The sequence below is a fragment of the Duganella sp. AC917 genome (genome assembly GCF_979258245.1).
Window position 1 is genome coordinate 989,961 of the sequence record NZ_OZ409848.1, and the last position, 21,784, is coordinate 1,011,744.

The following is a 21,784-nucleotide window of genomic DNA, read 5'->3' on the forward strand; positions in this document are numbered from 1 at the left end:
AAGATGAGGAGACTTAGATGAGTGCATCACTGGGTTTTGAAACGCCCGCCCGCCTGCGGCAATTCGTCGGGGCGCTGGAGGCGTTGCTGGAGCAGGGCGGCGAAAATGGTGGGGAAGGAGCCGAGACGCGCATCGTCGCGCAGGGCTCCGATTTGCTACGCGAGCTGGTCGCCCATGACGACTGGCTGCCGCAGCAGGCCGCGCTGCCGGACCCGCAGTACTACCGCCAATATCTGCTGTACCGCGACCCGGCGGCGCGGTTCTCGGTGGTCAGCTTCGTCTGGGGCCCCGGCCAATCGACGCCGATCCACAACCACACGGTATGGGGCCTGATCGGCCTTCTGCGCGGGGCCGAGATCTCGCAGGACTACCGCCGCCGCGCCGACGGCGTGCTCGAAAAAGTGGGCGAGCCCCAGCGGCTGGAAACCGGCGTGGTGACGGCGGTGTCGCCAACGCTGGGCGACATCCACCAGGTCTTCAACGCCTACGACGACCGCATTTCGATCGGCATCCACGTCTATGGCGCCGACATTGGCGCCGTCGATCGCAGCGTGTTCACGGCGGAAGGCGCGGTCAAGCCTTTCCGCTCCGGCTATGCCAATGCCGCCTGATCGCCACACACAATCCAAGGAATCCGAACGCCATGACTAAAAACCTGCTTCAAACCGGCCTGCTTGGCTTCCCTTACCGCAGCCCGCAGCAAGTGCGCGAAGACCTGCTGGCGCGACGCGAGATCGCGCTGCTCGACGTCCGCGAGGAAGATCCGCATGCGCAGGCGCATCCACTTTTCGCCGCCAACCTGCCATACGGCCGCATCGAGCTCGATGCCTACGCCAAGCTACCGCGCCGCGATGTGCCCATCGTCGTGCTGGATGGCGGCGAGGGCCTGGTCGTATCCGCCGCCAGCCGTCTGCGCCAGTTGGGCTATAGCGATGTCTCGCTGCTCGCTGGTGGCGTCGCCGGCTGGCAGGCCGCCGGTGGTGAATTGTTCCGCGACGTGAATGTGCCCAGCAAAGCCTTCGGTGAACTGGTGGAGGCGAAGCGTCACACGCCATCGCTGTCGGCGCCGGAGGTGAAGGCGCTGATCGACGGCGGCGACGACATCGTGATCCTCGACGCGCGCCGCTTCGACGAGTACCAGACCATGAGCATCCCCGGCAGCTTCAGCGTTCCCGGAGCCGAGCTGGCACTGCGCGCGCGCGAGCTGGCGCCGGACCCGAAGACACAAATTATCGTCAACTGCGCCGGCCGCACCCGCAGCATCATCGGTACCCAGTCGCTGATTAACGCCGGAATTCCCAATCCGGTTGCTGCACTGCGCAACGGCACCATCGGCTGGACGCTGGCGCGCCAAAAGCTCGAGCATGGCCAGTCGCGAAGCTACCCGCCGGCATCCGATGCCAACCGGCTTGCCGCCGCCGATGACGCCAGGGCGCTGGCGGACCGCGCCGGCGTACGCCGCCTCGATCGCGCTGGCCTGGACGAATTACGGACCGACGCCACCCGCACCACATACCTGTTCGACGTGCGCGCACCGGCGGAGTTCGGCGACGGCCGCCTGGCAGGCTTCCGCTCCGCGCCGGGCGGTCAACTGGTGCAGGAAACCGAACAGTTTGCGCCGGTGCGCGGCGCCCGCATCGTGCTGGCCGACAGCGACGGCGTGCGCGCCAACCTGACCGCGCACTGGCTGGCGCAGATGAACCACGAAGTCTACGTGATCGACGGCTTGCAAACGGCCGACTTCAATGTGACGGAGGCGTGGAGCGACGAAGTTCCTGCACATCCCGAAGTACGCGAGATCGACACGGAGACCCTTGCGCAATGGCTCGCCGACGCGACGGAGGAAACGGTGCTGCTGGACTTCACCTCCGGCGTCAATTATCAAAAGCGGCATATTCCCGGCGCGTGGTTCGCGCTGCGCTCCGAATTGCCGGCGGTCGTATCGAAGCTGTCGGCCGGCGCCAAGCGCTTTGTGCTCACCTGCGGCAGCAGCCTGCTGGCGCGTTACGTCGCGGGCGATTTGCGCGCGTTGACCGATCTGCCGATACGCGTGCTCACCGGCGGCACGACGGCGTGGGCCGCCGCCGGCCTGCCGCTGGAAGAGGGGCCGTCGCGCCTGGCGTCGCCGCTGATCGACCGCTATCGCCGCCCATACGAGGGAACCGACAACCAGGAAGAGGCGATGCAGGCGTATCTGGATTGGGAGTTTGGGCTGGTCGAACAGCTCGGACGCGATGGCACGCACGGGTTTGTGGTGATTTAACCATTCTTCCTTGCGATAAGCGCAACGCTTGGCGTCACTTAATGGATGCATGCGTTGCGTTTTGGTTGCGGCGCAACGTAAATTTTCTCATTATTGTCGTATGGCAATAGGGTTCCGGTATACTCGAACTTAGCCGAGCAACAATCGAATCTTTTAACACTTCTATGAGAAAAGTCACCATGACTATTACCAAGCGCTTGATTCTGACCTTGTCATTGGCGCTATTGGCGCTGATCTTCGTCGGCTTTACCGGTCTGAATCAGTTGTCGCGCGCGCAGGCGCGTCTGGATCTGGTGCAAACCCGTCTGGTCCCGAGCATCGCGGGCCTGAACGAGGCCAAAGGCTTCCTCGCGGACAGCCGCCTGGCCGGCTACCGCCTCTCGGTGTTCTCCAACCTGGCCGATAAAACGGCGCTGGACAAGGCCTACAACGACGCCCACACCAAATTCGACACGGTCATCGCGACCTACGAGAAGGAACGCATCTTCGACGACACCGACCGCAAGCTGCTGGAAGCCGACAAGGCCAACATGGCCGCGTATCGCCAGGCGCTGATTCCGTTCCTGGCCGGCGCCCACGCCGGCGACATGGATGCGGTGCGCGCGACGCTGATGCCCGGCACCCCGCTGGCGCTGACGGCCGGCGCGTTGAAGAAAGGCTTCGACGACCACATCGCCTACAACAACAAGCTCAGTGACGACATCCGCACCGAGAGCGGCGCCGCGTACACCTTCGCGTTCCGCCTGATGCTGTCGGTGATCGTGCTTGGCCTGGTGGTGACCGGCGCGCTGGCGTGGCAGCTGTACAGCATCATCAAGAACAGCCTGGAAAGCATTCGCAGCACCCTGGTCAACGTCAGCCAGTCGCTGGACCTGACGCAGAAGATTCCCGTTCAGCGCATGGACGAAATCGGCCACACCGCCGTCGCCTTCAACAAGCTGCTGGAGCAGATCGCCGGCGTGATCGACACCGTGCGCGCCGCCACCAGCGCCGTCGGTACCGCTTCGCAGCAGATCGCATCGGGCACCGGCGACCTGTCGAACCGCACTTCGTCGCAGGCTGCCTCGCTTGAGGAAACCGCAGCCAGCATGGAGCAGTTGACGTCCACCGTCGGCCAGAACGCCGACAACGCACGCCAGGCCAATCAGTTGGCCCGTTCGGCCTCGGACGTGGCGGCGCAGGGCGGCAGCGTGGTCGAGCAAGTCGTCGTGACCATGGGTTCGATCAACGAATCGTCGCGCAAGATCGTCGACATCATCTCCGTCATCGACGGCATCGCGTTCCAGACCAACATCCTGGCGCTGAACGCGGCGGTTGAAGCGGCGCGCGCCGGTGAACAGGGTCGCGGCTTCGCGGTCGTGGCGACCGAGGTGCGTAACCTGGCGCAGCGTTCGGCGGCGGCGGCGAAAGAAATCAAGGCGCTGATCGACGACTCGGTGGAGAAGGTCGGTTCCGGCACCAAACTGGTCGAGCAGGCCGGTTCCACGATGAACGAAGTCGTCTCCAGCATCAAGCAGGTGACCGACATCGTCGGCGAAATCAGCGCCGCCACGCAGGAGCAGAACGACGGCATCGCCCAGGTGCACCAGTCGATCACGCAGATGGACGAGACCACGCAGCAGAATTCGGCGCTGGTGGAGCAGACCGCGGCGGCCGCGCAAACCCTGCGCGATCAGGCGGACGCGCTGGAACGCGTCGTCAGCGCGTTCACGATCGGCGCTCCGCAGGTCGGCTACACGCCGCCGGCCCGTCCGGTCGTGCGCAGCGCCCCGGCGGCGAAGAAGCTGCCTCCGAAGCCGGTGGTGAAGGCTGCCGCCAAGCCGTTGGCATCGCCGGCGCACAAGGCCAAGACCACCGCCGCCGCAACGTCGAGCGGCGAGTGGGAAGAGTTCTGATCCGGTAGGCGTTTAATTTCGCGGACGACGTAATATTGTCGTTTGCGCTACAATCCAGAACCAACGCGCCACCTTGCCGTGGCGCGTTTCACGTTCTGGAGGGTAGCCATGAATCACAATCGTTTGGGAAAATCAGGTTTGCGTGTGCCGGAGCTCAGTTTTGGGACGGCGACCTTTGGAGGAGGCAACGACTTCTTCAAAGCCTGGGGCAGTACCGATGCAGGCGGCGCTTCGCGCCTGATCGATGTATGCCTTGAACACGGCGTGTCGATGTTCGATACCGCCGATGTCTATTCGGACGGCCTGGCCGAAGAAGTGCTGGGCCAAGCCATCAAGGGCAAGCGCAATCGCCTGCTCATCTCCACCAAAGTCACATTCCCCACCGGCGACGGCGCCAATGACTTCGGCTCCTCGCGCCAGCATCTGATCGATGCCGTCGACAAGTGCCTGCAGCGGTTGGGTGTCGAACATATCGATCTGCTGCAGCTGCACGGCCAGGACAACAACACCCCGGTCGAAGAGACGCTGTCGACGCTGGACCAACTGGTCCGCGATGGCAAGGTGCGCTACATCGGCGGGTCCAATTTCTCCGGCTGGCACTTGATGAAATCGTTGGCCGTGTCGGACCGCTACGGCTATCCGCGCCACGTCGCGCACCAGATCTACTACTCGCTGCTGAACCGCGACTACGAATGGGAACTGATGCCGCTGGCCGAAGACCAGGGCGTGGGCGCGATGGTCTGGAGCCCGCTGGGCTGGGGCAAGCTGACCGGGAAGATCCGGCGCGATCAGCCGGCCAAGCCGGGTACCCGCGCACACGATATCGCCGGCACCGGGCCGCACTTCGAGGAGGAGCGGCTGTTCCGCATCGTCGACGCGCTGGACGTGGTGGCCGAGCAAACCGGCAAGACCGTGCCGCAGGTGGCGCTGAACTGGCTGCTGGGTAAGAAGACCATCTCCAGCGTCATCATCGGCGCGCGAGACGAGCAGCAACTGATCGATAACATCGGCGCCACCGGCTGGCGTTTGAGCGCCGAGCAGAACGCGCTGCTGGAAGCGGCCAGCGATGTGTCGCCGGCCTATCCGGTGTGGCACCAGCGCGGTTTCCCGATGCTCAACGAGCGCGCCGGCTGATTAGAAGGTCTTGATCAAGGTCGCTCGTAACGAGCGCGATTCGATGGGGTGGAAGTGGATGTCGGTCACCGGCTCCGCTTCTCCCTTCAATTGCGATGCGTAGTAATAATCGATGGCTGAATCGCGGCGGTTGGTCAGGTTGAACGCCTCCAGTTCCAGCGTCAGGTTCCTGGAAATCTTCCAGCCTATCCGCCCGTTCAGGGTCATGCTCGCATTGGAACGTACGCTGTTGTCTTCGATCAGCGGGCGCGGACCGAAATAGCGCAGCTTCAGAGAGCCTGAAAACGGCCCGCCATCGTCCACCGTCACCGCCAGCTGTCCCGTGCCTTCGATCGCTCCGGCGATGCGGTCGCCATCGGGCGCCCCTCCGCGCGTGCGTGCCCGCGCATAAGCCAGGTCCAGATCGACCGACAGCCATTTCAGCGGCTTGTAATAGTTCGAGAATTCCACGCCGTAGCGGCGGCTCGGCGGGCCCGCCTCGGTGGCGCCGGCGTCGCCCACATAGGTCAACTCGGAATCGAAATCCAGACGATACAACGACAGCGACGATTGCAGGCCAGGCAGCCAGGCGGTGCGCGCACCCAGTTCCAGGCCGCGCGAACGCACCAGCGGCGAGACCTTGTCGGTCGCCAGTCCGGTCTTCGGATCGATGGTGATGGTGGCGCCGCGCGCATCGTTGCTGTGGAAGCCCGTGCCGATATTGGCGTACAACTCCGCCGTCTTCCAGGGGCCATAGATCAGGCTCAGGCTGGGACTGGCCAGATGGTCGCTGGCCTTGCCGGAATTGGCGGCGAGGTCGCTGCGCACGTCGAATCGGTAACCATCGATACGCACGCCCGCCACGGTGCGCCAGGCGTCGCTCCAGCGCGTGCTGTTCTCCACGAATAGCCCGGCGCTGGACTCGACGATGTGGTCCTGGCGCGTAGTGGAAACACGCTGGCGCGCCTGCGTGTTGTACAAGCCGTTGAAGATATTATCGTTCTGCAGTTGCAGGCCGACGGTGGTCTCGCTGGTCCAGCCGTCGCCGTGCTGGTGCCAGCTGTGGCTCGCATTCATGCCGCTGGTGACGCGCTTGTCCGGCTGCGCGAACTGGTCGCCGCGCACCGGATCGTCCAAGAAGTACGTGAAGTTGGAGAACAGGTCCAGCTGGTTGGCGATGATGTACGCATTGACCTTGGACGCGCTGTCCTGCGTCGTGCGGCGCCAGGCGCCCGAGAGGCTGTAGCGGTGCGCCGCGCCGCCGTCCGTCGGATCGACGGCGCCATAGCGGCCGATCTGGCCGCCCCGCACCGCGCGCTGCGGAATCTGGTCGGTGGCGTTCCAGTCCGCGCGGTACGCCATCAGGCTCACATTGAAGCCGTTGTTGGCATAGCCTTCGCTGTAGCGCAGCACCGCGTTGAGCTTTTGATAGTTGTCCGGGTTGTCGTACGGGCCGTCGTTGTGCAGCGCTTCCAGCGCATACAGCAGGCTACCGCGCGGAAGTTCGACGGAGTCCGCGACCAGCGCGCGGCCATAGCCGTTCTGGCCTGCCGATACGCTGCCCAGGCCTTGCGTCAGCCGGTTGGCGTACACCACCGACGCCGTGCCGGCGGAGGCGAAGTCGCCTTCCTCGGCGGAGTAGGGGCCTTTTTTGTAATCGAGCCGCACCGCCAGTTCCGGTATCAGGAAATTCAGATCGGTCCAACCCTGGCCGTGCGCGTGGCTGCGCTGGTTGACCGGCATGTCGTCGACCGTGGTGCGCAGATCGGTGCCGTGGTCCAGATTGAAGCCGCGCAGGTAGAACTGATTGGCCTTGCCTTCGCCGCTATGCTGGCTGACGATCAGGCCGGGCATCGCTTCCAGCAGTTCGCCGGGACGATAGACGGTGCGCGCGGCCAGCTCCTTTTGCGACACGCTGCCCGCGCTGGCGGCATCGGCCAGGCCAAGCTGGTTGGCGCGCGAGCCGTCGATGGTCACTCGTTGCAGCAGATCGTCGGCGTGGGCGGGTGTATGGAGTGCGATCGCCGCCAGCATCAACGGGATAAGCCGCTTAGCGGGCGGTTTGATCGATGCTGTCCTGATCGAAAATGAGGGTTTGAATGGCGCCATCTGTTTGCAGGTTTACCGTGTTCTTTTGCGAAGGCAGGAAGTCTATCAGCAGGGCGTTGTGAATGCGAGTGCCGGCCTTGAGTTTGGTGCCGGCGATCTCCTGGAAAATGACGACGCTGTCGGCATCGGCCTTCACGCCTATCCATTGCAGCGGCAGGCGCTTGTTGTCCGCGCCGGAAAGATGGAACTGCTTTTCGACGTAACGGCGCAGCGGCTGTTCGCTGTCCGGCTGGCCCAGATCGAAGCTGCGGCCATACAGATTGGTGAGCAGCGTGGAGACATCGTGCGACGTATAAGTGTGCACGATCTCCGTGTTGCCGGTGCGGTCGTTGTAGCTGATATCGGCTATGCCCATGTGAAAATTATGGGCGCCGGCCGCCGTGCTGATGCCGGCAAGTGCCAGCACCAGCGCGGCGACGGCCAGCGAGCGTAAGGCGCGCAGCGTCATTCGCCCGCCGCGTCCTTGTTGTCGTCTTCCTTGGCCGACTTGTCGCCTTTGCCTTTGAGCGGCGTATTAAAGTCGCGCATCAGGTTATTGCGGTCACGTTCGGTCTTGAACAACTCGACGCGCGACTGCGTCAGCTTGCGCGGCCAGGCGTTGTTGCTGGTGTCGATATCGGCGGTTTCCCAGTACGGGTCCTGTGTCAGGCCCACCATCGGCTCGTCGGTGACGATCAACTTGGTGATCTTCTTCGGCGAGAAGCGCCATACTTCGGCCGGAACGCGCTCGATGTACTTCTTGCCGCTCTTGAGCTCAATCTCCAGCACCAGCGGCATGACCAGGCCACCGACGTTCGAGAAGTCCACCAGGTACAGGTGTTTGCCTTGATCGAGCAGCTTCTTCTCCCACGGCTCCAGCTTCTCGATCGCCTCGGCGTAGCTGTTGCGGTCCTTGTTGGTGACGGTGAATTCGTCATGCTCGTTGTAGAAGTCCTTCAGCTCCGGATGGCTATCGAGCCGCTTGGGCATCGATTTGTTGAGCTGCTGCGACACCGAAACCGGTTCCGCGTCCCGCTGCGCCTTCTTCCAGGCCTTTTCCTTTTCCGGGTCCTTGGTGCTGACGCCATACTCGCTGATGCCGTCGACGCTGATGTCGACCGCGTCGGTGGTATAGAACCAGCCGCGCCAGAACCAGTCAAGATCGGTGCCGGATGCGTCTTCCATCGTGCGGAAGAAATCGGCCGGGGTGGGGCGTTTGAACTTCCAGCGGCTGGCGTACTCTTTGAAGGCGTAGTCGAACAGTTCGCGTCCGAGGATGGTCTCGCGCAGGATGTTCAGCGCGGTGGCCGGCTTGGCGTAGGCGTTGTTCCCGAACTGGAGCAGCGACTCCGAGTTGGTCATGATCGGCACCTGGTTCTGGCTGCGCATGTAGTCGACGATGTTGCGCGGCTCGCCGCGGCGCGACGGGTAGTCCTGTTCCCACGCCTGCTCGGCCAGATACTGGACGAAGGTGTTCAGGCCTTCATCCATCCAGGTCCACTGGCGCTCGTCGGAGTTGATGATCATCGGGTAGTAGTTGTGACCCACCTCGTGGATGATCACGCCGATCAGGCCATATTTGGTCTGCTGCGACCAGGTCAGCGCGCCGGTTTTCTTGTCCTTGGACGGACGCGGACCGTTGAACGAGATCATAGGGTATTCCATGCCGCCCACCGGACCGTTGACCGAGATCGCCGCAGGGTAGGGGTAGTCGAAGCTGTACTTGTTGTACTGCTCGATGGTATGGATGATGGCCTGGGTGCTGTACTGGCCCCACAGCGGATTGCCTTCCTTCGGATAGTAGGACATCGCCATCACGTTGGTGCCGTCCTTCTTGTAGCCTTGCGCATCCCAGATGAATTTACGGCTCGACGCCCACGCAAAGTCGCGCACGTTGGCGGCCTTGTAGTGCCAGGTCTTGGTGGCGGTGCTGACCGACTTCTCGGCCTTCTCCGCCTCTTCCTGGGTGACGATCAGCACCGGCTTGGTGGCGGTCTTCGCCTTGGCCAGGCGGTCGCGCTGCGCCGCGCTCAGTACCTCGCCCGGATTTTGCAGGTCGCCGGTGGAGGCGACCACGTGGTCCGCGGGAACCGTCAGCTGCACGTCGTAGTCGCCGAATTCCAGCGTGAACTCGCCGGCGCCGAGGAACTGCTTGTGCTGCCAGCCGGTCACGTCGTAATAGGCCGCCATGCGCGGGAACCATTGGGCGATCTCGAACAGGTCGTTCTTGTCTTCCTCGAAGCTCTCGTAGCCCGAGCGGCCGCCGAGCACCTTCTGCTCGTTGATGTTGTAGGACCAGTCGATATTGAAGGCGTAGCTCTGTCCCGGCTTCAAAGGTGTCGGCAGGTCGATGCGCATCATGGTGCGGTTGATGACGTATTTCAGCGGCTGGCCGCCTGCGCTCACGGTCTTGATCTTGAACCCGCCGTCGAAGTCGCGGCCGGCCAGCACGCCGCGCAAACCTTCGAACTTGTAGCCGTCGTCCTGCGTCGGCGGCTTGGCCCATGCCTGGCGCGACGGCTGCGTCATCATCAGGCGCGCGTCGGAGTCTTTTTTGTAGATGTTCTGGTCCAGCTGCACCCACAGGTAGTTCAGCGTATCGGGAGATTTGTTGTGGTAGCGGATTTGCTCGCTGCCGGTGAGCGAGCGCTTGGCTTCGTCCAGCGTGGCGCGGATGGTGTAGTCCGCGCGCTGCTGCCAGTAGGCGGCGCCGGGGGCGCCGGAGGCTGTGCGGTAGGTGTTGGCGCTGGGCAGAACCTCGTCCAGCTGGCGGAACTTGTCATCGAAAGGTTCCGCCGCGAATGCGGACACCGTAAAGCAAATGGCGACGAAGCCGATTGTTTTGCGCATATTCTGTATTCCCGATCTTTGCCAGAAGAAAAGAGAATAGTGTATAGCAAGTTTTCAAAGTATCACCGGCAGATACAATAAAATACAATCGATGATACGGTTTATATTATTTACCAAACCGCTTTCGCCGCCATCCTTTCAGATCACTGTTTTCTCTGCATTTCGGCGTCCTGGAACTGGAAGCGGGCGTCGTCTGTGGCGGTGACGGCGCGCGAGGTCGCGTCCAGGTGCATCAGGCTGGAACCCGCGCCGCTACTGGCTTGCGGCCATTCCGGCAGGCCGGCGCCATTCGGATTGCCGGTCTTGATGAAGTTGGCGAAGTAGCCTTGCATCAGTGTCGACAGCGCGCGGTCCTCATCGGTCCAGGAATAGACTTTATTCAGGTTCAGGTTACCCAGGGCGTATTCGATTTCGGCCGAGTGGGCGGCGCCCGGGTCGCCGGGACGCGGGCGGCTGTAGTAATAACGATACACCGGCTTGCCGCTGGTGCGGGCGTGCGTGTCGATCCACTTCCAGGTGCCATAGACGATGAAGCCGTCGCTGGCCAGGTCCGTCGCCGCCTGTTTCACGTCGCCGGGGTAGGCGGCGCGCGCGGCGGCAGCCCGTTCGCCGTACGTTTTGGCCAACGCCGCGTCGAAGTTTTCAGCGGTCGGCTCGGCGTCGCCCAGCACCTGCTTGTAGTGGCCCTCGTGCGAGTTCCAGCCGGCCAGCAGCGGCACCTTGGCCTGTTCGCCGGCGGCGTAGATGGCGGCCGGCGCGCGTGGCAGCACATAGCCGTCCTGGATTGCGCTGAACCACGGTGTTCCCGGCTGGCCCAGCGTCTCGAGCAGCTGCTGCGCCGGCAGCGCGCGCAGCGCGGCCAGGGTGGGCGCGCCGATTTTTTCGGCGAAGGCGGCGCCGGTCTTTTCCGCGTCGGCCAGCGGCGGCGGTGGTTTCATGCCGAGCAGCGAGCCGCTTTCGCCGATGGCGCCGGCGATCAAACCCTTCGACAGCGGGGTAATCATCTGCGCGCTGACCGACCACGAACCAGCCGATTCGCCGGCGATCGTTACCCGCGACGGATCGCCGCCGAAAGCGGCGATATTCTTCTTCACCCATTTCAGCGCCGCCGCCTGGTCCATCAAACCGTAGTTGCCGGATGCCTTGTTCGGCGATTCCGCGCTCAGTTCCGGATGCGCCAGGAAGCCGAAGACGTTGAGGCGGTAGTTGACGGTCAGCGTGACGATGCCTTTGGCGGCCATGCTCTCGCCGTCGTAGCGCGGTTCGGAGCCGTCGCCGGCGGCAAAGCCGCCTCCATAGAAGTACACCAGCACGGGCAGCTTCTCTTTGGGCGATTTGGCCGGCGTCCAGACGTTCAGATACAGGCAGTCTTCGCTCACGCCGTCGGAGCGGAACGTCATGTCGCTGAATAGTGGCAGCTGCATCGCGCGCGGGCCGAAGTGGTCGGCCTTGCGTACGCCTTTCCATTTCTGCGCGGGCTGCGGCGCCTTCCAGCGCAGATCGCCGACCGGCGGCGCGGCGAACGGTATGCCTTTGTACGATGCCACGCCGGACGCTTCCAGCGTACCTTGCACGACGCCGGTGGCGGTGGTGGCGCGCGGCGCGGCGGCCGCCGTCGCGTAGGCGCTGAAGGAAGAGGCGAAAACCCCGGTGGCGACCAACAGCAATCCGAATTTATTCATGTCATTTTTGGCAAAAAAGGATGGGATGGCAACTATAGCTGGAAGCCCTTCCAATGGCGACAAATTTTCGATATCGCGCCATCGCTCCAAGGTGCGATAGCGAACATACATTGCGTATAGGCATTGTTAGGATGGCTTATCGAACTTATCCGAACTTATCCATAACGAGGCAAACATGGCAAACGCAAAACAAGTACTGGTCGTCGACGACAACATCGATGTGGTGGAATCGCTGTCGGCGCTGCTGCAGTGCCACGGCTACGAGACCTCGGCCGCGCATAACGGCTACGAGGCGTGCGACTCGGTGCGCGACGCCATGCCGAAGGCGATCATCATGGATTTGGGGATGCCGTGGATGGATGGTTTTGGCGCGGTGCGCGCGATCCGGCGCATGCCCGGCACGCAGGCATTGCCGATTATCGCCTTGAGCGGCTCGGCCGACAGCGAGTCGGCGCGCAAGGCCGTCGCCGCCGGTTTTACGCATCACTTTTCGAAGCCGCTCAATTTCGAGCATTTGAATCAGTATCTGGCCAGCTTGAATTAAGCCGGCCGGATTATACTGAATTAACTAGCGCAGGGTCTCGGTCAGCACGCGGCCTTCGGCGCCGGCTGGCGGACGAACGCGCAGGATGTTGGCCAGGGTCGGCGCGATGTCGACCACTTCCGCATACTGGCCGTAATTACCCGGCTTGACCCAGCGCTTGCCCATGATGAGCAACGGCACGTTGGTGTCGTAAGCGTACGGCGAACCGTGCGTGGTGCCGGTATCGCCGTAGCCGAAATACCAGTATGGCTTGGTGATCACCATCAGGTCGCCCGACGAATCGCGATTCCAGGCGCGGCGCATCAACGTGGCGATGCGCGTGCCTTGCACCGCGCCGCTTTCGAACTGCGTGCGCGTGAAGACATCGGCGATGCCCTGTTGCGCCAGCAGGAACTGCGCGGCGGCGTTTTCGACGTCCGTGCGACGCAGGCCGGCCTTGTCGATCTGCGCGTAGTCGAGATGGATGTTAGGCAGCGACCACGCGGTCAGCAGCTTGGCGCCGCCGAATTTATCCGACAGGTGCTTACCCAGATCCTTCATCAACTGGTCGCCCTTGATGCGCTGCGCATCCAGATGACGCGACTGCGAAAATTCGGCCGTGTTGGCGAATCCGTGGTCGGCCGTCAGCACCACCAGCACGTTGTCCATACCCACACGCTTGTCCAGGTAGGAGAAGAACTGCGCCAGCATGCGGTCGACCCGCTGCAGGTGGTCGTGCGACAGCTTGCTCTCCGGGCCGAAGGCGTGGTTCACGTAATCGTGCGCCGACAGGCTCACGCCCAGCAGGTCCGGCACGCCGGCGGGATTGCGGCCGAGGTTTTCGCCTTCGATCGCGGCCTGCGCGAAGTCCAGCGTCAGCTGGTCGAGGAATGGACCGGTTTTCAGGTTGTTGTAATAGCCGGAGTCGATTTGGCCGCTCTCGCTGTAATAAGTGTACGGCAGGCGGTTATGGCCACCCGGCTTGGCCGGGGTCAGCTCCTCGCTGGCGTCGCCGGCATATGCCGCCTCCGGCAGCAGCGGCGCCCACGCCTTGCCGTAGTAGCGGTCTTGCGGCTTGGTCGCCTGGTACGCCTGCACCCACGCAGGGTGCGATTTCATATAAAAGGTGCTGCTGGCAAAATTGCCGGTTTGTTCCATGTACATGTAGGCGGTGCCGGTTTTACCCGCCAGCAGAATCGCGCCACGGTCCTTGCCCGAGATGGCGACGACTTTACTGCGCTCGCCCGTGGCGTAGCGCAGCTGGTCGCCCAAGGTGTCGACCCGCAGTTTGGTCGGCGCGGTGCCGTCGCTCGGATCGGTGTGCTCGCCGATATAGGTGTAGTTGGTGTCCTCGGTGCAGTACACCGATTTTTTGGTGACCGGATCGATCCAGTTGTTACCGATGATGCCGTGGACGTAGGGATAGGCGCCGGTCAGCACGGCGCTGTGGCCGATCGCGGTGACGGTCACGCCGTGCGCCTGGTGCGCATTGCTGAACGACGCGCCCTGGTCCAGCAGACGGCGGAAGCCGCCCTCGCCGAATTGGTCGCGGTAGCGCTGCACCTGCTCATTCGGCAGCCCGTCGACCACCAGCACCACGACCAGCTTGGGCTGGGCGGCGGCGGTGGCCTTGGTGGCCGGCGCGGCGATGGCGCCGGCGTGCAGGGCGAAACAAGTGGTCGCGATCGCGAGTACGGGCAGGGACAGTTTCTTCGTCATGTTGGTTCGTCGTCAGGTGGGGAGGAGTTAGCAAAGCCGCATAGCCTATCATGCGCCCCGATATGCTACCCGATTCTTATGACAATGCTATGACAGCGTGGACGGAGAAGCTGGGGCGCGGCCACTGTCACGCTGGCCGCGCCGAATCTCCGCTAAGCGCCAGCCTTTACGGCTGCGGGTCCCAGCCCGCGCCACCGTTCCAGTCGGCGAACACCAGCGCGCGGTTGGCGAAACCGGCGGCGACGTCAGAGGCGCTTAGCTGGAAACCGCCGACGCGCGCCGCCAGGTTGATCGGATCGCCGCCCAGCGTCGTGCTGCCGTATTCGCGCCAGCCGCTGGCCGCCGTTGGCGTTACCGGGTTGGGCGCCGGTTGGCCGTTGACGCCGGCGCCGGCCCATCCCGCCGCCGCGACGTGGCTATCCATTTTGGTGTTGACGAAAGCGATGTTGTCCCACGTGGCGGTGCCGCCCGGGCTGCGCGCCAGCCAGGTGGCGCCGTCCGGCACGTCGCCGTGCAGCGGGCCCGGACCGGGACCGTGCGTCAGGCTGCTGTTGAGGAAGACGAAGCCCTTGTCGGTGGCGTTGGGCACGCGCGCCTGCAGGATGTAGCCGCCGCCGGTGGCGCTGGTGGTATCGCCGACGGAGCGGATTTCACTTTCCTCGAACAGGGCCGCGCGGCTGCCGCCCCAGATAAAGTCGACGTTGCCGGCCACCAGGCTGCGATAGAACCATGCGTATCCCTTCAGATTCAGCGTATCCTGCTCGCTGTAGAAGGCGGCGTTTTTCGCCACCAGCCGGCCGCTGTCGCTGTTGAAGTAGATCGCCTCCGCCTGCGCCGAGATGGCGCTCGAGCGCAGCGTGGTGTTGCGCAGCGTGAGCTTCTCAAGGGTCAGCATGTCCGCCGCCTCCACCAGCATCACCGAGCGGCCGCCGGATGTCGCCGCGCTGTCGGGCGACTGGCTGCCGCCGGTGCCGCTATTCAGGCTGTCGTAGTTGGTGTACTGGATGACGGCGCCGTCGCGGCTCTCGCCGACGATGGTGACGTTGTTCTTGCCGCGCAGGTAAAGCAGCTCCGTGTAGGCGCCGTTGCGGACAGTGATGGTCAGCGGATCGTTCGCCGCCACGTCCTTCATGGCGTAATTGAGTGCGGCCTGCACGGTGCTGAAGTCGGCGTCGTCGGCCGCGCCCACGGTCACGCTGGCGCGGCCCGGCGCCGGTCCGGCCGCGCGGGTGGTGAACGACCAGTCACCGAGCTTGCCGATGCCGACGAACGGGATGCCGCCCAGCGAGGCGCCGGTGAATACGCCGTTGGAGATGGCGACATAGTACTCGCTGCCATATTCAAGCTTGTTGCTGTGGGGTTTAATGGTCACCGTATTGCCGCTAATGGTGATCGGCGTGGTGTTGACCTTGCGGATCGCCGCCTGGCCGGCGTAGCCCAGAACATCGGTCTCGCCGGAGAGGCGGATGACATCGACCAGCGCGTCGTCGGCCTTGCGGAAGATGCGGACGCTGCCGCCGGCGCCCAGCGTCGGAGGGCCGTCGAAGGTCAGCTTGAGCGCCGCGTCGATGTGGGCCGATGGCGCGGCGGCCACCGGTTGCGTGGCGCCGCCCAGCGGGTAGGTTTGCGAAGGCTGCACGAAGCGGGGGCTGATGGTGGCCGTGATGGTCCGCTGCAGCGTGGGGTCCGAGCCGCTGGTGACGATGATGGCCGCGGTGCCCGGGCCGACCGCCGTGATGGTCAGCGCGCCACCGCCGATGGCGACGGCGGCCACGCCAGGCTTGCTGGAGCTGGCGGTAAAGCTGTCCGCCGTGCCATCCGGCTTGAACGCGTTGACGTTGACCGTCAACGGCGTGTCGCCCACCTCGGCGATGTAGTTCAGCGACGCCGGATTAAGCGTCAACTGCGCCGGCTTGAGCGATGGATCGCCGATGCGCACATCGTCGATCTGGAACGATTTGTTGGTGGTGTAAAGGCCGACCAGGCCGCGCTCCGCGAACGACGCATCGGTAACGGTGCCCAGCGCTTCGCCGTCCAGGTAGACGGTCAGCGAAGTGCCCATCATTTCGAAGCGCACCGTGTAGAACTGCGCGTCCATCAGGATCGGCTTGCGCACCTGTTTGGGCCGCGACAGGGTGGCGTTGAGCATGCGCGCGATCTCCACCTGCGTGGTGGCGCTGCTGTTCTGCACATTGAGCCCGGCGCCATACCAGTTGGTCGCGTCCTTGTAACGCGTGATCAGGTACAGCTGCTTGTTGCCGGTTGTGCTGTTGGTCATCGGCTTGATGCGCGCCTCGACGTAGTAGTCCGCCGATGGCACGGCGTTCAAGGCGGCGGGCTTCAGCAGTGCCAGCACGCCGCCGGTGGAGGCGGCGGTGTACTGCATCACCAGGTTGCTGGCGCCGACGCTTTCGGCCTTGACGCTGAAGCTGCCGTTGGCGCCAGCCACCGGCAGCAGGTTCCAGTTGGCGGTGCCGCCGTTCTGGAAGTCGTCGCAGAAGTAAAGGCCCGACGGCGGGCAGTTCAGGGTGACGGTGGTGTCGGGCGTGACGTCGCCGCTGCCGCTGATGGTGGTGGTGAGCTTGCCGCCGCCGGCCTGCGCCAGCGCGTTGGCCTTGACCAGCGCTAGGGGGCGCGCCGCGTACGCATATGGCGCGGTGAAGGGGACGCCGTTCGGCACCGAGCATCCGGCCAGCGCGGCGCCGTTGAGCGCCGATCCACTGTCCTTGAAGGCGCCGGGCACGGTGCCGCCTATCGGTTCGATGACGTCGTCGCAGCGCACCGCTTTCCCGCCGGCGCCGGCGATGTCGAACACGTTGTTATGCGACAGGATCTGCGACGCGTGGCCCACGCCGATCGAGTATTCGTGCGGGTACACCGGGTTCGCTTTGCTGCCGACGAAGTAGTTGTTGAACATGTGGATCTGGCCATAGCGCACACGCGGCGAACGGCTGACGATGTCGCGGAAAACGTTGTTGCTGAAGCTGACGCGCAGCTTGCCCGTGTCGCCGCTGTCGCCGTCGCTGGAGCCGATCAAGTTGTTCTTGCGGTGCTGGCCGAAGACGTTGTACGACACCGTCACGTAGTCGGACGCCTTGGTGATGTCGACCGAGCCGTCGTGGCATTGCTTGATCTGGCCATTCTCGATCGGCAGCTTATCGTCGGTCATGGCGCCGTCGGTGAAGGTGTTGTGATCGATCCAGACGTGATCCGATGTGGTCACGCCTATGGCGTCGAACGCCGAGTTCCAGTTGCCCAAGGCGCCGTCGTTCGGGTCCCAGATCGGACCGACGTCGCAGGGGTTGACGATGTTCAGGTTGCGCACGATGACCTGCGACACGCCGCTGACGACGATATGGCCGTTGACGATGCCGGCGCCCGCGCCTTCGCCGATCAGCGTGGTGTTGCTGGGCAGGCGTATCAAGCCGCGGCTGGCCTGGTCGCCGGTGTTCGCGAACGGAACGCCTTCGCTCATGTCGATGGTGCCGCGCAGCTTGACGATCTTCGGATTGGCGGCGCCGCGCCGCAATGCCGCCAGCAACTCGGCGCGGCTGGTGGCGGTATAGATTTGCGCCGGGATCGCGGCGGAACCGCCGACGGTGCCGCCGGCCTGGCCCGCGAAGCCGTCGGCCGGCGCGGTGTGCAGCGCGGGATCGATGGCGGCGGCGCTGACGGCGGTGGCGGCCAGCAGGGATAATATTAATACCGCAGGCAGTGAACAGGACAGGCGTAACGCCGCCCTGAAGCGTGTCAGTGTCATATGAAGCTCCTTGTATGGACGGGCGTTGTTAGCGTGGCGCGCTATCGCTGATGGCCTTGCGGCGGCGCGCCAGCATGCCGATACCGGCCAGGCCGGCCATCATCATCCATGCGGTGGCGGGTTCCGGCACCGGCGTCGCCGGACCTTGCAGCGTAATCGCGGTGGTCAGCGCGCTGAAGTCGCCGTTCCACGCCACCCCGGAAAGGTCGATCGAGATGGTGTGGCCGTTGACGATGTTCAGGACCGGCGTGCCGGTGGTGATGCCCGCATCGAGCACGCTGAAACCGACAATGGGCGCGGCCAACGTGGCGCCGAAGTCGAAGCTGGCGCTGTAGGCGCCGGCGGGGAGGGCGGCGTTGTTGTAGATCGTTAGGCGGCCATCGGGCGCGAAGTCGAATCCCAGCAGGTAGTCGCTGGTGAGGAATTCCGTGCCCGGTTCGATCGGATCGAGGCCGCTGACATTGCTGCCCGCTTCATCGGCGAACAGGTGGTCGACGCCCAGCATGCCGCTGGCCTGGCCGTTGTAGCTGGCGCTGATGATGGCGTTGTGCAGCGGATCGGCGTCCGCGTGCGCGGCGCCGGCGGACAGCGCAAAACATGCGGCGGCCACGGCTTTGTGTAGTGAGGTGTGCATTTTGTCTCCAGATATTGAGTTCAACAACGCCGGTCTTTGCCGGTCGCCGGTCGGCACACCTCGCGTGTGCCGTGCCACCGCCAGGAGGACGCAGGAAGCGCCGAGCTCGCGGTTGGTCAAAAATCTGTCGTAAAGGTAGAGCGGGAGGATGATATGACTTTGCTAATTCCCGCAGTCGATTCTACGGTGGTCTGACCAATCCCGCAAGGTGGACTGGCCAATAAAACAACATCGGGCCGCAACCAACAAATTGCCTCATCTGTATAAACTATGGCAATCGAAAACCGATAAGTTTTGTTGATAAGCGAAGCGCTTTTTCGTGCGTTAAATCAACTTTTCGCCCCCGCAGGCCGCTAAAAATGGTGCTTGTTGGTAAATTTCTTGGTAGAATCGTGCTGTGAGGAATCTCCCAACAGGAGTCGATGATGATTATGATTAATGCCATAGGTGGCGCCACCCGGTTTGCAGCAGTTGTTGCAGAGGCGGCGCTCGAGCCGAACAAAAAGCCTGATCCATCGACCGAGGCGCAGAATTTCGAGCTGAACGCTTCAGTGGCCTCGTATCTGTCGCTGCCGGGGTTCAATGCGCCCACGCAAGTCGATTCCAGCGACACCAGCAATACCGTCAGCGCCGCCGAGAAGGCCAGCGCCATGGTCAAGGCCGTGACCGAGTCGGATGACACCGGCTTGAAGGAAGCGCTGAAACAATTCGACGACGGCTTGAAACGCTTGGCGATGCGTCCGGAAACGCAGATTTTCCAGGCCAAGTACGGCTTGGACAATGGCGAACAGACAAACCTGGTGTCGCCTGATCCGTTGCCTGGCGTAAGCGAAGATGGCGTGCTGGGCGTATCGAGCAAGGAACACGCTGCCGCCGACATCAACAACGACGGCAAGATCAGCGAAGACGAACGCCGCCGCTATCAATTGCCGATTACCTATCGCAGCAGCGAGCGCTCGACCGACGCGCTGGCCGACGGCCCATCGGCCTTCTCGCTGACCGAAGCCAATCGCGCTTACGGCGTCGTGGCTGCCGCGCTGGCCTGATCCGAACCGTAGAAATCATAAGAAGGGCTTTGCCATCACGGCAAAGCCTTTTTTTTGCCTCTTGTTTTCGCCTCTTGTTTTCGCCTCTTAATTAGTAGCCGTAGATCAGTTTATAGGCCAGGTCCGGCGAAGTGCGCGTCGCCAGATTCTTGAACTGCGTCACCGCGTACTGGAACAGCTGCACGCGCTGCGCTTTGCCGTTGGCGTCGAGACAGTCGAGCTGCGGCAGCGCGTCCGGCTCCAGCACGACTATCGCCTGACGGTTGCCGAGCGCGGTGGCGAACGCGCGTATCCAATCCTGATAGGCGGCCAGCGAGCCGGCGCCGCCCGCGCTGGACTGCGGGTCGACGTACAGCGTCGAGGCGGCGCTGGCCGCGCCGCTGCCGATGAGCAGCATGAAGGCGAGTGTTGGCTTTGCCGTGCGCACGATGTTTTTCATCATAACTTCCTCCGAATCGACCCTTGAACGCGGCGACGGACTTGTCGGCACTTTGGCAGAATTGTCAAAAAAAAACTATACACCGATGTTTCAATTGCGGCCGTACAACACAGGCCGCACACGTTACAAAAAAGACACCGCAGCCATCAAAAAATGCGAACATGTGGTCAAATGATTATCTGACGATTTTGCGATATTGGGCATAACGGGAGTTTGTTATGGCAAAACAATATAGTGGTCCGTTCTTGCGCGCGGGTGCAAGGGCCGCTTCCTTGGCGGTCCTGGCGGCCGGTTTAAGCGCGTGCGCGCTCGGTCCCGATTTTCAGACGCCGGCGCCGCCGGCGTCGGCCACGGATGGCTACACGCCGACCGCGCTGGCCGCGCGCACGGCGTCCGCGCCGGCGGCCGTGACCGGAGGCGCGGCCCAGCAGTTTGCTATGGGACAGGATATACCGGCCCAGTGGTGGGCGGTGTTCCGCTCGCAGGCGCTGGACCAGTTGATCCGCAACGCGCTGGCGCGCAACCCCAACATGGCGGCGGCCGAAGCGACGTTGCGCCAGGCGCAGGAAAACTACGCGGCGCAGGCGGGCAACCTGGTCTGGCCGGCTGTCAACGGCCAGCTTGGCGTCGCGCGCCAGAAGGCCAACGCCGTTACCACCGGCGGCGCGCCCGGCGTCTTCAATCTCTACAACGCCTCGGTCAACGTGTCGTACACGCCCGACGTTTTCGGCGCCACCCGACGCACCCTGGAGGCGGCGCGGGCGACGGTCGATTACCAGCGCTTCCAGGTCGAGGCGACCTACCTGGCGCTCAGCGCCAACGTGGTGACGACAGCGATCCAGGAGGCCTCGCTGCGCGCGCAGATCAAGGCCACGCGCGAGGTGCTCGATGCGCTCAACAAACAGCTCGGCGTGATCGAGAAGCAGTTCGAGTACGGCGCCATCCCGCGCACCACGGTGCTGAGCCAGCGCAATCAGGTGGCGCAGGTCGCGGCCAACTTGCCGCCGCTGGACAAAGCGCTGGCGCAAAGCCGCCATCAACTGTCGGTGCTGGCGGGCCAGTTGCCCAGCGAGCCTGGCATGCCGGAATTCGCGCTCGATTCCCTGACCTTGCCGGAGACGCTGCCGGTGTCGTTGCCGTCGGCGCTGGTGCGGCAGCGTCCCGACATCCGCGCCAGCGAGGAACTGCTGCACCAGGCCAGCGCCCTGGTCGGCGTGGCGACGGCGGCGCAGTATCCGCAGTTCACGCTGAGCGGCAGCTACGGCGCCTCCAGCCCTGCCTTCGGCAATCTGCTCGACGCCAATAGCGCGGTATGGAGCCTGGCGGCCGGCCTGGCGGGGCCGATCTTCAACGGCGGCGCCTTGAGTGCGCAGCGCCGCGCGGCCGAGGCGGCGTACGACGCGGCGGCCGCGCAGTACCGGGCGACCTTGCTGACGGCGTTCCAGAACGTGGCCGACAGCCTGCGCGCGCTCGACTCGGACGCGCAGGCGCTCAAGGCGCAGGCCGAGGCGGAGGCGCTGGCGGCCGAGTCGCTGGCGCTGGCCACCGAACAATACAAACTCGGGGCGATCAGCTATCTGGCGCTGCTCGACGCGCAGCGCAGCTACCAGCAGGCGCATATCAATCTGGTGCAGGCGCAGGGGGCCCGCTACGCCGATACGGCCGCGCTGTTCCAGGCGCTGGGCGGCGGCTGGTGGAACCGCGCCGACGGTGTGCCAGCCGCCACGCCGGTGTCGGCGGCGCCGTCCATCAGCAAAAGACCTTAACCGCCA

The 21,784-nt window shown here is 63.9% G+C and carries 15 protein-coding genes; 7 read left to right on the plus strand and 8 right to left on the minus strand.

Going from position 1 to position 21,784, the window contains the following annotated elements:
• Positions 1-17 precede the first annotated feature (17 nt).
• The 4 genes from ACZ0BA_RS04450 to ACZ0BA_RS04465 all read left to right on the plus strand — a co-directional run bounded on the left by ACZ0BA_RS04450 (position 18) and on the right by ACZ0BA_RS04465 (position 5,292).
• Complete coding sequence (locus ACZ0BA_RS04450; RefSeq protein WP_463450125.1) at positions 18-611, plus strand: cysteine dioxygenase family protein; 594 nt, start codon at positions 18-20, stop codon at positions 609-611.
• Positions 612-643: 32 nt separating this feature from the next.
• On the plus strand, positions 644-2,263 hold the full coding sequence (locus ACZ0BA_RS04455) for a rhodanese-related sulfurtransferase (protein ID WP_463450126.1): 1,620 nt from the start codon (positions 644-646) through the stop codon (positions 2,261-2,263).
• A 179-nt stretch (positions 2,264-2,442) separates the two neighbouring features.
• Positions 2,443-4,158 (plus strand): methyl-accepting chemotaxis protein, encoded by a 1,716-nt coding sequence (locus ACZ0BA_RS04460; protein ID WP_463450127.1) that lies wholly within the window; start codon positions 2,443-2,445, stop codon positions 4,156-4,158.
• 108 nt (positions 4,159-4,266) lie between these two features.
• Positions 4,267-5,292: an aldo/keto reductase gene (locus tag ACZ0BA_RS04465; RefSeq protein WP_463450128.1), complete on the plus strand. Its 1,026-nt coding sequence runs from the start codon at positions 4,267-4,269 to the stop codon at positions 5,290-5,292.
• On the opposite strand, the gene ACZ0BA_RS04470 is transcribed toward ACZ0BA_RS04465, so the two are convergent.
• The 4 genes from ACZ0BA_RS04470 to ACZ0BA_RS04485 all read right to left on the minus strand — a co-directional run bounded on the left by ACZ0BA_RS04470 (position 5,293) and on the right by ACZ0BA_RS04485 (position 11,891).
• Complete coding sequence (locus tag ACZ0BA_RS04470; protein WP_463450129.1) at positions 5,293-7,305, minus strand: TonB-dependent receptor; 2,013 nt, start codon at positions 7,303-7,305, stop codon at positions 5,293-5,295.
• Positions 7,306-7,321: 16 nt separating this feature from the next.
• Positions 7,322-7,828: a DUF6702 family protein gene (locus ACZ0BA_RS04475; RefSeq protein ID WP_463450130.1), complete on the minus strand. Its 507-nt coding sequence runs from the start codon at positions 7,826-7,828 to the stop codon at positions 7,322-7,324.
• The gene (locus ACZ0BA_RS04480) at positions 7,825-10,209 is read right to left on the minus strand and encodes a M1 family metallopeptidase (protein ID WP_463450131.1); all 2,385 of its coding nucleotides are present in this window, start codon (positions 10,207-10,209) and stop codon (positions 7,825-7,827) included. The genes ACZ0BA_RS04475 and ACZ0BA_RS04480 overlap by 4 nt, the downstream gene beginning before the upstream one ends.
• A 143-nt stretch (positions 10,210-10,352) precedes the next feature.
• Positions 10,353-11,891 (minus strand): carboxylesterase/lipase family protein, encoded by a 1,539-nt coding sequence (locus ACZ0BA_RS04485; protein WP_463450132.1) that lies wholly within the window; start codon positions 11,889-11,891, stop codon positions 10,353-10,355.
• Positions 11,892-12,066: 175 nt separating this feature from the next.
• Between ACZ0BA_RS04485 and ACZ0BA_RS04490 the strand changes: the two genes are divergently transcribed.
• Positions 12,067-12,435: a response regulator gene (locus ACZ0BA_RS04490; protein ID WP_463450133.1), complete on the plus strand. Its 369-nt coding sequence runs from the start codon at positions 12,067-12,069 to the stop codon at positions 12,433-12,435.
• A gap of 24 nt (positions 12,436-12,459) precedes the next feature.
• On the opposite strand, the gene ACZ0BA_RS04495 is transcribed toward ACZ0BA_RS04490, so the two are convergent.
• The 3 genes from ACZ0BA_RS04495 to ACZ0BA_RS04505 form a co-directional block, all read right to left on the minus strand.
• Positions 12,460-14,133 carry an alkaline phosphatase family protein gene (locus tag ACZ0BA_RS04495; RefSeq protein ID WP_463450134.1) on the minus strand — a complete coding sequence of 558 codons (1,674 nt, stop codon included), beginning with the start codon at positions 14,131-14,133 and terminating at the stop codon, positions 12,460-12,462.
• Between the two features lie 166 nt (positions 14,134-14,299).
• The gene (locus tag ACZ0BA_RS04500) at positions 14,300-17,893 is read right to left on the minus strand and encodes a pectinesterase family protein (protein WP_463450135.1); all 3,594 of its coding nucleotides are present in this window, start codon (positions 17,891-17,893) and stop codon (positions 14,300-14,302) included.
• 28 nt (positions 17,894-17,921) lie between these two features.
• Positions 17,922-18,527 (minus strand): PEP-CTERM sorting domain-containing protein, encoded by a 606-nt coding sequence (locus ACZ0BA_RS04505; RefSeq protein WP_463450136.1) that lies wholly within the window; start codon positions 18,525-18,527, stop codon positions 17,922-17,924.
• Between the two features lie 425 nt (positions 18,528-18,952).
• Between ACZ0BA_RS04505 and ACZ0BA_RS04510 the strand changes: the two genes are divergently transcribed.
• Entirely contained in the window at positions 18,953-19,573 is a 621-nt protein-coding gene (locus ACZ0BA_RS04510) for an EF-hand domain-containing protein (RefSeq protein ID WP_463450137.1), read from the plus strand.
• A 91-nt stretch (positions 19,574-19,664) separates the two neighbouring features.
• Here the strand turns inward: ACZ0BA_RS04510 and ACZ0BA_RS04515 are convergent, their stop codons facing one another.
• Positions 19,665-20,015 carry a glycoside hydrolase family 6 protein gene (locus tag ACZ0BA_RS04515; protein WP_463450138.1) on the minus strand — a complete coding sequence of 117 codons (351 nt, stop codon included), beginning with the start codon at positions 20,013-20,015 and terminating at the stop codon, positions 19,665-19,667.
• Positions 20,016-20,230: 215 nt separating this feature from the next.
• Here ACZ0BA_RS04515 and ACZ0BA_RS04520 point away from each other — a divergent pair, with 215 nt between their 5' ends.
• Positions 20,231-21,778: an efflux transporter outer membrane subunit gene (locus tag ACZ0BA_RS04520; RefSeq protein WP_463450139.1), complete on the plus strand. Its 1,548-nt coding sequence runs from the start codon at positions 20,231-20,233 to the stop codon at positions 21,776-21,778.
• The last annotated feature ends 6 nt before the right edge of the window (positions 21,779-21,784 follow it).